This is a genomic window from Vibrio ruber DSM 16370 (assembly GCF_900163965.1).
GTDB classification, from domain to species: Bacteria; Pseudomonadota; Gammaproteobacteria; order Enterobacterales; family Vibrionaceae; genus Vibrio; species Vibrio ruber.
The window spans coordinates 67616-78034 of the sequence record NZ_FULE01000044.1 but is presented as its reverse complement, the minus strand read 5'-3'; the positions used below and the strand labels follow the sequence as shown (position 1 = coordinate 78034).

At 45.1% G+C, this 10419-nt stretch carries 18 protein-coding genes; 2 read left to right on the top strand and 16 right to left on the bottom strand.

Annotation, left to right across the window (positions count from 1 at the left end; genetic code table 11):
- The 13 genes from VR7878_RS15790 to VR7878_RS15730 form a co-directional block, all read right to left on the bottom strand.
- Nucleotides 1-157, bottom strand: a 157-nt coding sequence (locus VR7878_RS15790; RefSeq protein ID WP_139344045.1) for a transposase, incomplete at its 3' end; no start/stop codon positions are given.
- Between the two features lie 43 nt (nt 158-200).
- The gene (locus tag VR7878_RS15785) at nt 201-707 is read right to left on the bottom strand and encodes a hypothetical protein (RefSeq protein ID WP_077337004.1); all 507 of its coding nucleotides are present in this window, start codon (nt 705-707) and stop codon (nt 201-203) included.
- Nucleotides 708-743: 36 nt separating this feature from the next.
- Nucleotides 744-929: an Rz1-like lysis system protein LysC gene (gene lysC, locus VR7878_RS15780; RefSeq protein WP_077337003.1), complete on the bottom strand. Its 186-nt coding sequence runs from the start codon at nt 927-929 to the stop codon at nt 744-746.
- 10 nt (nt 930-939) lie between these two features.
- Complete coding sequence (locus VR7878_RS15775) at nt 940-1281, bottom strand: hypothetical protein (protein WP_077337002.1); 342 nt, start codon at nt 1279-1281, stop codon at nt 940-942.
- Nucleotides 1265-1807, bottom strand: a complete 543-nt coding sequence (locus tag VR7878_RS15770; protein ID WP_077337001.1) for a lysozyme — start codon at nt 1805-1807, stop codon at nt 1265-1267. The genes VR7878_RS15775 and VR7878_RS15770 overlap by 17 nt, the downstream gene beginning before the upstream one ends.
- Nucleotides 1797-2087, bottom strand: a complete 291-nt coding sequence (locus VR7878_RS15765) for a hypothetical protein (protein ID WP_077337000.1) — start codon at nt 2085-2087, stop codon at nt 1797-1799. Before VR7878_RS15765 ends, VR7878_RS15770 begins: the two co-directional genes overlap by 11 nt.
- Before the next feature lie 278 nt (nt 2088-2365).
- On the bottom strand, nt 2366-2563 hold the full coding sequence (locus tag VR7878_RS15760; RefSeq protein WP_077336999.1) for a hypothetical protein: 198 nt from the start codon (nt 2561-2563) through the stop codon (nt 2366-2368).
- Entirely contained in the window at nt 2563-2952 is a 390-nt protein-coding gene (locus tag VR7878_RS15755; RefSeq protein WP_077336998.1) for a hypothetical protein, read from the bottom strand. The genes VR7878_RS15760 and VR7878_RS15755 overlap by 1 nt, the downstream gene beginning before the upstream one ends.
- 84 nt (nt 2953-3036) lie before the next feature.
- Nucleotides 3037-3870 (bottom strand): TIGR02642 family protein, encoded by an 834-nt coding sequence (locus VR7878_RS15750; RefSeq protein ID WP_159440483.1) that lies wholly within the window; start codon nt 3868-3870, stop codon nt 3037-3039.
- A 23-nt stretch (nt 3871-3893) separates the two neighbouring features.
- On the bottom strand, nt 3894-4271 hold the full coding sequence (locus tag VR7878_RS15745; RefSeq protein ID WP_077336996.1) for a hypothetical protein: 378 nt from the start codon (nt 4269-4271) through the stop codon (nt 3894-3896).
- A 12-nt stretch (nt 4272-4283) separates the two neighbouring features.
- On the bottom strand, nt 4284-5009 hold the full coding sequence (locus VR7878_RS15740; protein ID WP_205409476.1) for an ATP-binding protein: 726 nt from the start codon (nt 5007-5009) through the stop codon (nt 4284-4286).
- The gene (locus VR7878_RS15735) at nt 5006-5809 is read right to left on the bottom strand and encodes a phage replication initiator YdaU family protein (RefSeq protein WP_077336995.1); all 804 of its coding nucleotides are present in this window, start codon (nt 5807-5809) and stop codon (nt 5006-5008) included. The genes VR7878_RS15740 and VR7878_RS15735 overlap by 4 nt, the downstream gene beginning before the upstream one ends.
- Nucleotides 5809-6048, bottom strand: a complete 240-nt coding sequence (locus VR7878_RS15730; protein ID WP_077336994.1) for a hypothetical protein — start codon at nt 6046-6048, stop codon at nt 5809-5811. Before VR7878_RS15730 ends, VR7878_RS15735 begins: the two co-directional genes overlap by 1 nt.
- Nucleotides 6049-6192: 144 nt before the next feature.
- On the opposite strand from VR7878_RS15730, the gene VR7878_RS15725 reads away from it, so the two are divergent.
- Together VR7878_RS15725 and VR7878_RS15720 are read left to right on the top strand one after the other, a co-directional pair.
- Entirely contained in the window at nt 6193-6876 is a 684-nt protein-coding gene (locus VR7878_RS15725) for a helix-turn-helix domain-containing protein (protein WP_077336993.1), read from the top strand.
- Between the two features lie 242 nt (nt 6877-7118).
- Nucleotides 7119-7343, top strand: coding sequence for a hypothetical protein (locus VR7878_RS15720; RefSeq protein WP_074374573.1), 225 nt, complete (start codon nt 7119-7121; stop codon nt 7341-7343).
- Here the strand turns inward: VR7878_RS15720 and VR7878_RS15715 are convergent.
- The 3 genes from VR7878_RS15715 to VR7878_RS15705 all read right to left on the bottom strand — a co-directional run bounded on the left by VR7878_RS15715 (nt 7321) and on the right by VR7878_RS15705 (nt 10419).
- Entirely contained in the window at nt 7321-8523 is a 1203-nt protein-coding gene (locus tag VR7878_RS15715; protein WP_077336992.1) for a tyrosine-type recombinase/integrase, read from the bottom strand. The genes VR7878_RS15720 and VR7878_RS15715 overlap by 23 nt on opposite strands.
- Before the next feature lie 570 nt (nt 8524-9093).
- Nucleotides 9094-9975 (bottom strand): HEPN domain-containing protein, encoded by an 882-nt coding sequence (locus tag VR7878_RS15710; RefSeq protein WP_077336991.1) that lies wholly within the window; start codon nt 9973-9975, stop codon nt 9094-9096.
- 207 nt (nt 9976-10182) lie between these two features.
- The gene (locus tag VR7878_RS15705; RefSeq protein WP_077336990.1) at nt 10183-10419 is read right to left on the bottom strand and encodes a hypothetical protein; all 237 of its coding nucleotides are present in this window, start codon (nt 10417-10419) and stop codon (nt 10183-10185) included.

Genomic DNA, 10419 nt, shown 5'->3' with positions numbered 1-10419 from the left:
CATCAGAGGCTTCCATACCACCGTACTTCGATTTCCAGTTATAGTAGGTTGCATCAGAGATCCCGTATTCGCGGCACACTTCATTGACTTTCCTGCCGGCTTCGACTTCCTTCAGGATCTTGACGATTTGCGTTTCTGTATAGCGTGATTTTTTCATCATGCACTCTCCGTTTATTTCAGTGTAAACGGAAAAGCCCTATTTACCAGCGTCCATTTTTTCGGGGAGGGTTACACCGGGCATACATCCCGCTTTTCCGGGCAAGCTGATTGCCTTCACCGAAGGCATTTTCCGGCACACCCGTATTGCCCACATTTCCCACAGCAACCCGATTGCCCGGCAGAAAGTATCCCCGTTCATCCCGCTGGATCTCATCTTTTCGCCCCGCTCCAAACTGCGCACTTTCATCGGTGTGCGGTTTCCCGATTTCAGGCGGTGAAAGTTGGGTGTTTTCATAGTTTTTGGGTAATTCGGATTTCTCTCGACGCTGATTTTGCCTTGCTTTCGGCTGAGATAGCGCACTTTGCGCATTATCGTTGTGCGCACTTTTTTTCTGCGCAGAGTGCGCAGTTTTGCGCATTTTGATATAGCGACGCGCACTGGCATATTTGAGACCTTTTGATTCACACCACTGCTTGACACTCATCCCGTCACGTTCATGATCCTGTTCAAACTGACGCAGCAATGCGTTCCAATCGTGTTTCGCCATATCGGTTATGTCTGTCGCTTGTAAGTTAAGTCACTATCACTGAGGACTTCCCTGCGTCCTCCATTTCAGATACTCATCGGCCTGAGCGGCACATTCAGCCAGTGCACTTTTAAGACGAGGAATATCTTCAGTCACAACGGCTGGCCATGTGCCGTTAATAGTGGGTTTATAACAGGGAACAATCAGCCCTTCCGGCGGTAAGATCGATTGTGTCTGAATCACTGGAAGCGGCTTAGTAGGACTGACGCAACCGCTCAGTGACATCAGTAGGAATGACACAGGTGTTATCCTGTATGTCTTCCTGAAGTTTCTTGATTTCATAACGTAATTTCTCTTCATTCTGGCTCACTCGGGTTTGCCGGTTGAGTAACAGCACGTTCATCTCTTCCCGCTGCTGAGATAGCTGTGCAATCACATTGGTCTGCATTGAAAGCTGAACGCCTGACAGCGTGAGTTTTGTGCGTAGGCTATCGTTCTCTGCTGAAACGGTTGTGATTTTGACGAACACGCCGCTGACAAGCGCTACCACCAGCGCATAGACACCATACTTGATGTATTTAATGACGAATAACATGGATGATTTCTGAATCCGATTTGAGATGACCAAGTTGCACCAGTGCTTCTTTGACAGAAAGCTGGCCGGTACAAAGCTGAGTTTCTATTTCTCTGCGAGTAACAATGCCAGAGCAGTTGCTGCCGTCCTTCCGACAGTCCTTTCCTGCAACATACACCCATCGGTTAAACTCTCGACAGGCACCGTCGATATCGTGAGCCTGTAATTTTTTATACAGAGTTGATCGGCGAAGTGCGTTTGTCCCCAAGTTATAGCTGAAATCAAGTGCGGCAATGTGAACGTTTGGGGGGAGTTGGTAATTCAGCGATTCTAGGGGTTCATTGTGGTAACTCAGAGAGCTGGCGAGAAGCATTGCACACTGTTCGTCGGTATATGACTGATTTTGTGTCACTCCGGCTGTTTCACCATGGCAGATAGTCCAGACACCACCGGGATCCTGATAAGATCGTTGCCTCATCCCTTCGAATGCCCCCGTCACCGCAATGGCACCGAACAAAACCGGCCCGAGAAGTCGGTTATATCTCATCAGCTCCCCCAGTCCGGGAAATAATCAATCGGGCGAGGGTGACGCCAATTCCGACTACGGACAGGACCGTTCCGATGACAAATGCGATATCTGAGCCGTACCAGACGAAATTCCCGGCCAGAATGTCATGCAGACTCGAATTGAGCATCGACTGATAGTTTTCCGCGCCTTTTGCAACGCTGACACCAACCCCGGTCCCACTGCCGACTGCAATCGACATCGTGGCTTTCTCTGAAACGATTGTCCCACCAGCATCGGAGCGGATTGAAAATAGATTCATTTTGATTTCTCCAATAAAAAAAGCCCCGTCCGATGGACGAGGCTTTACACGATGGGGAAATCTTGAACTACTTCTTTGGGGAAATCAAATCTGTGATTTTCCTATAACTTTCATTTCAGTCAATCCCAACGATCTGGTGATTGGTAGCATGAGTTTCCCTTTCTAAATTGTTAATGCATCTGGTTATGTTATCGGATGTAGCCTTCTATAACATGTAATCTTATTGATCGTGGTAAATTTATCAATTTCAGAGAATTACAGTTCTCGGAAATTGAGGGCTAACTCCGGCGGGATTTATAGCGTGTCCAAAAACCGAGAAGTTTCTCAGCGATCCAATACACCGTTAATGCTGCAAAAAACCATGAAATTTTGTCGCCGAGAACAATATTAAGTGATGCAAGGATTAAGTACGCGAATACAGCGAGCACAACTGAAACCGCGATCAGTTTCAACTTATCTTTTACAAATTCACTCATCAGTTCTGCCTCAATATATTGTCATTATGTCGCAGTGCATCATCAGCGGCCCAGCTTGGTAACCCAAACTCACTGAATGCCTTCTTCAGCTCATCCGCGCTACAACGTGTCGCTCTCTTTGATGCCATGAGTGCTGAACCGATGATTGCGCCAACATAGTACGCTGAAGAAATCCCCAGCACCTGCTTTGATCGCATTGATACTCGCGCAATAGTGACTAACGGAATATCCGACGCTTTTGCTGCAAGCGCCGACTCGATAGTCGTCACAACTCCTGTCATCGTTATTGCAGATCCCCAAAGTGTACTTGGCGTAGGTAATCCCATCGCCTCTAAATTACTTTCAATATTGTAATTGAAATTATCCAAGTCAAACTGACAAATAGCCATATTTATTATTTTGTTAATATGAACATAGTTTCATTATGTTAACATCGAAATACAGGATACAAAACAGTCAATAGAAAGACGACACTACGCCGCCTTCTCATCTTCCAGTCTTTTTCTCAGTAACCGAGCAGTTTCATCATGCTCCTGATGAAGCATACTCAGAATCCCACCAAATGCTGGTTTCAGGTCTGAATTCCATAACTTCTCTGAAACATGAATACCTTTCGTACGTAAATACTTGAAAGCATTGCCAGCACTCGGCATAAAACTCCCGGCTCCTGAACATGCTGAACACACGGCTCTCATCGTCCTCCCACATCCATGACACTTCGGACACTGATATGATTGTTGAGCCTGCTTACTTGCCCAGAGACTTAATCGCGATTCTTCACTGTTGATCAATTGTTCATATCTGCTGATTTCATTATTTATTTCCCATACTCTGAAATCTGTCGTTACGGTTAGGAGTCGGCTATTCAGAAGCGCAATATGGGTTTCATATTGTTTTACCAACCGTCTACTCCGTTTTGCCTGAGCAGAGTGTTTTTGCCACAGCGAGGCTAGTTTTCTGATTTGGTCTTCCGTAGGCCGCCCCAGAAAAATCATGAACGCTATGGATGATAACTGACGCAGAATATCAGGCCGAGCGGTCTTACATTCATCCACATAGTCATCCAGATATTGCCCGACCCGCTGAATTGCATAGCTATCATTCAGCCAACGTGCCATCATTAAGTCACACCCGAGCGGATGCTGATGCTGTATAACACCTAGCACCGCAATAATCACATCACCAGTCAGTATCGGTCGGCCTCGCTGTAGCTCCGGGGCTCTCTCCAAATGCATTCTGATGAATAGTTCGATAGCCTTATCACTCATCGTTTTACTCTCCGGGTTAAATTCAGTTTCGGTGTCCACCAGCGCGATATCCGGTACAATGGTTAAGCGGCTTCTCTGACTTTCACTTTTGTCATATCCCGCTCCCAGTGTTCAAAAATATGCTTATGAGGCTGTCTCCCTTTATCGTTCTGGTACGCATGAGCAAGCCAGCTCCGGCAGATGTTGTCTGTTGGAATAAACTGATAGCGGAACATCCGGATCCCAAAGCACTGGGCAACTTCATTGAGACGACCGGCATACTCTGCGGTAATTTCTTTATGAGACATGTTCAGCACCGTACTCAGTGAAATGCCCAGATGTCTGGCAATAAAATCATGCGCATCATGGGTACTCAGAGGCATACGCCGAACCAGTGCCGAAAACGCATGGTTCATCAGTTCACGACGCATGGCTGCGATTTCGTTGGTTGTAAATTTCATATTTTCCTCCTGTTATTTTCTGTAACTTTCCCATTGAAACGAGATCCATTTCCCACCGTTAGCCCTCATCCGATCCATGATCCGGACTCCCAGCACACTGTTGATTGTCTGAGTGTCCGGCGCTTCAGCACCGGCAGGAAGATTAGTCAGCATCCCGGTCGGTTTAAATCTGCATGTCCGTTGGTCTACAATCTGATTGAGCACCAGCCGTTCCGCATCAGAATTTCTCTGTAGCCCAACCTCATCAAGAACCAGCAAGTCGAAATCAACCATGGTTCGGAGAAACTGATCTTCGGAGACTTCACTGCTTGCTTTGTAGCAAGCCCGTAATTTCTGCATCAGCTCATTGACTGTGATGACCAGACATGAATATCCGGCGACCATAAGCTCATTACAGATTGCTGCTGCCAGATGATTTTTTCCGGCTCCCGGCTGTCCTCCGAAAATAAATCCTGTCCCATTGTTGAGATAAAAATTATCGATATACCACCGGGCAAAATCCGCTGCTTTGCGATGCCCTTGGGTTAAAAGTTCAAAGTTTTCAACCCGGCAATTCTGATGGATGGGTAAAACACCACACCGGCTGAAAGTCCGTTCAGCCTTAAAATCATGGAACTGCTTCCTGAATCTTTCGTCCTGTCGGGCTTCATCTTCAGCACGTAAACGCTTCAAGTCTTCCCATGAATATTTATGGCTCCCCTGAGCAGCCCGACGTTTAATTTCATTCAGAGTGATCATGACTCTCGCCCCCCGTCAGGCTCCCATTCCCACCCGGCAGGCGGGGTAAAATCTGTTCCAATATAATTCACTCCCTGAGAAACAGACGGCGAGGTATGGCGATGACCGATATGATTTGCCAGCCACTCAAATTCACACCCCTGCCAGCCTCTGGAAACACAAATACTCAGCACCGCATCGACAGATAGACCCAGTTCATTTCCGGCTCGATGCATCACCTGCCCTATATGATTCAGGACGGTCTGCGTAATGGCTGCCCGTTTAGCTTTCCTGAGGGTTTTCCAGTCATCCAGCACCTGTGGGTCAGGCAGAGTCGGCCAACATGAGAAATCTAGTTTCTGAGCTATTTTCTTTTTTGGTTTACTTTTTCCATCTTGTTTTTGATCCGTATTTATTACTAGATCAGTATTTATTAGTGTCTGGAAAGCCACATCTGGCTTTTCCTGATCTGGCTTTTCCGGCTCAGGGATATCTTTATCCGTATTTTCCATATCTGGATTTGCCGTATCAGGCTCATCGTAAATAACGTAGTCCAGCTCTCCGGACGCATGTTTTCTGGTTTTGATATATCCTGCATCTTTCAATTCTCTGAGGATCACATAGACCCCATCCCGTCCGGTTTTCTTCGCTGTCCCTGATGTAACCGTTGCCAGTTGAGAGGGGCTAATCCGCCAGTTATCCGGCTTTGACAGGATGTAACCGAGTAATCCCATCGCCTGAAAAGAAAGGTGCCCATTCTGATAAACATGATTTCCAATCAGGGTGAAACTGTGTCTTCGTCTTGCCCTCTGGATAGCCATTAACCTGTCCTTTCTGTCGCTTGCTGAGGTTTCGCCAAATCCAGAGTCAGTGCAGCACTATTCCGGCCAAAATCATCCGGGTTGTATGTATAGGGAATATGAGGGTCGAGATGACATAACAACGCAACATGCTCAGGCACTCTGTTTTTAAAATGCTGGGCTCTGGTCACACCAAACGCCTGAGATATCTTTGCTTCGGTTCCGAAATGATTGATAAGGATATGATACAACTTGCTCACTGAACTGCCTCATATGGAATGTTATGTTTCATTTCATTCTAAAGAATAGTTTCATTTCGACAAGTGATTTTCGTGACAAACCTTAATTTTCATGACATTATGAAAGAATACTTTCAATGAGGTTACTCAATAGGTTTCATTTCAATGGGAACATTATCAGAAAGATTAAAAGCGAGAAGACTGGAAAGAGGACTGACTCAGGACAGACTGATCGAAGAAATTAAACGTCTCTATCCACAGGTTGATTCACTGTCAAGAATGACGATTTCCAATCTGGAAACAGGGATGCAGAAATCTGTCAAAGACTTGATGTTACTGGCATTATCGAAAGTCCTGAACTGTAATGCGGAATGGCTGGTTTGTGGAACCGGCGAGAAAGAGCCTCCCTGCCCTTCCGCAATCAGTCAACCACTCAATGTAGAAGACAAAACGCACTTGCAGTATTGCCCGGTGCAGTCATGGGAACAGCTTCACTCATTCATTCAGGCACCGGATGCGACAATTTCAGAAACGACACAGTTTTTACTCTGTCCTCTGCCCACCGGTCCCCGAACCTTTGTGTTGAAAGTCCGGGGGGAAGCCATGGCTCCCCGGTTTAAAGACGGCGACTGGCTGTTTATCGATCTTGATCAGATTGAACCTGCCCACAATCAATTTGTGATTTCCCGACATGATGGGGAATATACGTTCAAACAGCTTCAGGTCATCGAAGGCAGAAATTTTTTGAAGGTGTCTAATCCCGACTATCCACCAGCGCTGCGTTATGTAGAAATCACTGGCAGTCATACCATCATCGGCACAGTTATCACGACGGTCAGCTCACTGTAATCACCCGACACACCATGAAATCTCAGGCTGGAAAGCTCAAAGCCACCCCGCCTGAGATTCAATGAAATAAAACCTTCAATTCATATCTATTCACAGCCTTTCACCTTGGATAAAAGCGATCTCAAATAAGTGATACATATCACACAAGCACTCAGATTAATTGTAATCTCACTGAATTATGTTGATTTCATTTCTATATTTTTTATTCTACTGAGCATTAGCGTGATGACAGGAAACAAGTAATGAAAACGAATGAACATGAACAGCAAAGTGAACCACTGTATATCAGCGATGAACAAATCAGAGATTTACTGGATATCAGCCAGCCAACGTTATGGCGGCTGACTAAAAATGGTGGTTTACCGGAGTCAATTTCCGGAATGCGGGGGAAACGGCCCTATGCAAAATTTAAAGCATGGGCCATTGAACGCGGGATGATGACGGCTACTCAATTTCTTCGGTTATAATCTGACACCACATTTCATAAGCCTCTCGCTGCTCATCAGGATATTTGTAATCCAGATAGTGAGCATCAATACCGGTGTGAACTTTATGCCCAAGCATCACTTCACTGACTTTATAAGGAACCTTGCGCTCTTCCCATATATTACGAGCGTTTCGTCTCATGTCATGGTTTGCGGTTCTTGGGTATCCCAGAGCTTGTATTGTGTCCGCCAGCTTGGTTCCGATTTTCACAACATTTGACCGATGCATCACCTGATCCCTGCCAAACCTTACGGACGGAAACATCACTTTAAAGTCAGGCCAGAGCTTCATTTGCTCGGCAATAATTTCAGCGGCTAAATCCGGTATGGCTCTCACAATGGGAGACGGATCTTTTTTTCTGTTTTTGTTATGTTGAACGGGAACGGTCCAGATTCGCTTTTCTAAGTCAAACTCAGATTTTGTCGATAGTCTGAGTTCGTTTCCCCGGCAGGCAAAAATCATCATCAGTTTTAATAAATTCCGATTACTCTGGTGCGTTGGTACGGTATCAATCGCCTTCCATAGCGCAATGACCCCCTCTTTTCCCTGCCGGGTTTTTCGTGCCTTAGTCCCTTCTCCGACGTCAGTTTTTCGTAGTTCTGCAATAGGATTAAACTTAATTAAACCATGCCTGACTGTATAGGAAAGAACACTTTTCAGTTTTGACATCAGGCCTGCTGCGTGTTGAGCACTCACACGCTCCCGGGCTTTTTTGAAAACCGGCATAAAATCAATCAACTCAAGCTGTCGAACCGGATAAGCACCAATATAGGGACTAATATCCGTTTCAAACATCTTTTGATGCGCTTGCCACTGTATCACATTATCCATCGCATGATTTTCAATCCAGTAGGTAATCGCCTCATCGATTGTTATTGGCTTAGTTTTCGTTTTCAAATTCAGGCCGGAACGCGGGTCAATGCCCTGAGCAACCAGCTCAGCCTTATCGTCCCGAATTCGCAATGCATCCCGGATTTTCAACTCAGGATAACCACCGAGAGTCATTTTGAGTGGTTTACCGAAAAAATTAACCCGGTAAATCCATGAGATTTTCCCTTTAGGGCTAATCCGGACGCCCAGACCATCCCGATACGTTATCTCCGGTTTTCCGTTATATGGTTTACCACTGTTCGCCCGTAGCCATGCATCTGTAATTGCCATTACCCATCCTGTATGTACCAAAAATTTGGTACAATTTTGGTACATACAAAGAAGGTATGCAAGGGATTTATTCAGAAGATTATCGAATCAGAGTGAAACGTTAAGAATAAAATAATACATATAATTCAAATAGTTAAAATTAAAAAGTGTAAAATTATGAATTCTAAAGAAAGAGAGTGATAAGTATAAAAATATTAAACCCCATTTATCTCTGAAAGATGAACTGGCGCACAGAACACCAATGCCTCTGAAATTGAGGAACGCAATTGTGCGTCAAACTGCAACGCCGAAGGCTGGAAAAGTAAAAGGATGCTGCTGAGTTTGGGACGCAATGACTTTCTTCGAAAGCGCCCCAGATACTTTTTCAAGGCCGAAAAAGTACCCCAAAAGGCCTAGGTTTAAGTTCAGCGCGCGTAATCAGGGTCGGATTGATTCGCATCCTGCTCACGAAAAGCTTAAAATTCATCCATGAATTTTACCCTGAGAACATCGATCAATTTGGCTTTTTAAAAAGATTTCACCCAACTCAAATCAACCACTCACCCAAGAAAACCCTTCAAGGGAGAATAATTAGGCAGAATCAATCCGCGCTAAACAAACCCGCTCCGCCAGCGCCTGTAAACGTCGGACTTCTGTCTCCAGATAATTCAATTCTTCTGCGGTAATTTCGTAGTGCTCCGAATAACGGGCATCAATATAAGCGCGTTGCAATCGCCGAAAACTACGACGGTGGAATTTGTTGTCCATCGGAAAAATCGTTGCAAACTCAGGGGCGATTTGCGAACAGAGTTTGCCCAGTTTTTCAATATTGTGGGATTTGGGTAGATAGTTAGTACACACAAGTAAAATACAGGCATACAGTTTTTCTGTCACTTGATGGAGCATAAAAGCTGCGTGAATCCAATCTTCATCAGAAACAGCGACTTCATAATAACGGAAAAAACGCGTTACTGAATAAGACCACTGCTCATAGTGTTTGCGAGCAATTTCCCGCAACTCAGATTCACTCAAATCGCCCGGCATAACCAACGGTTTCGGCGTCGCGGCAAACAGTTCGATCCCCTCTTCGCGGATATCCTTAAAAAAATAGTGACCTTGTTGCAACCGCTCGTTTACTTCCTTTAAATCGTGAACAATCAAACCCAACGGTGCCGATTTCACTTTGCGATCAATTTGCTCTTCAGCCCGCTGCCAGACTACATAATCCTCCACCAAGGCAGCTTTATTGACGATCACCAGAATATCGTAATCGCTGATATAGCCGTTGACCGGATCCTTAACCCAACTACCTTTGGCATGGCTGCCGAACAAGATGATTTTCAGAATACGAAACTCACTCTTACTGCCCGTTTTGCCTTGCAGGTAATCTTCTAGCGTGTCACGCAGAATGGTTGAAATCGTGGCTAGCTCATGCTGTTTATATTCCGGCAGATGGTCGAGGGAGGTTTTCATAATCGCTGCATTGAGGCTCGTTGTGGATGAATAGCGCTAGCATAAAAGAAGCGGCTGACAAAGAACACCATCACTACTCGTTTTACATTGTTCCTTGAGAAAAAATGCGATGCAATTCAAAGGAGTAGCGAATAGCTTTCCTTATTTCAGTTCGAGTCTTGTGAACGAATGATTTCTTCACAGGTCTATTTTTCAGTGCAGGGGTTTTTAAGCATCATTCTGAGCGTATGCAATAATTCTATCAACCGATGATGTCCCTAAATCCTTCATAATCTCTTGCACCAGAAAAACTTCTAAAAAATATTCATATCCCTCTGGCGCTTGCCCATCACTAGGCTCATTACAAACAATGGCTTCTGAGTCCGAATTCCAGTCTCTATCAATGTATATTGTATGTTCAGAATCAAAGGCATCGATATTTTGTATGATTTCATTCAATGTCAT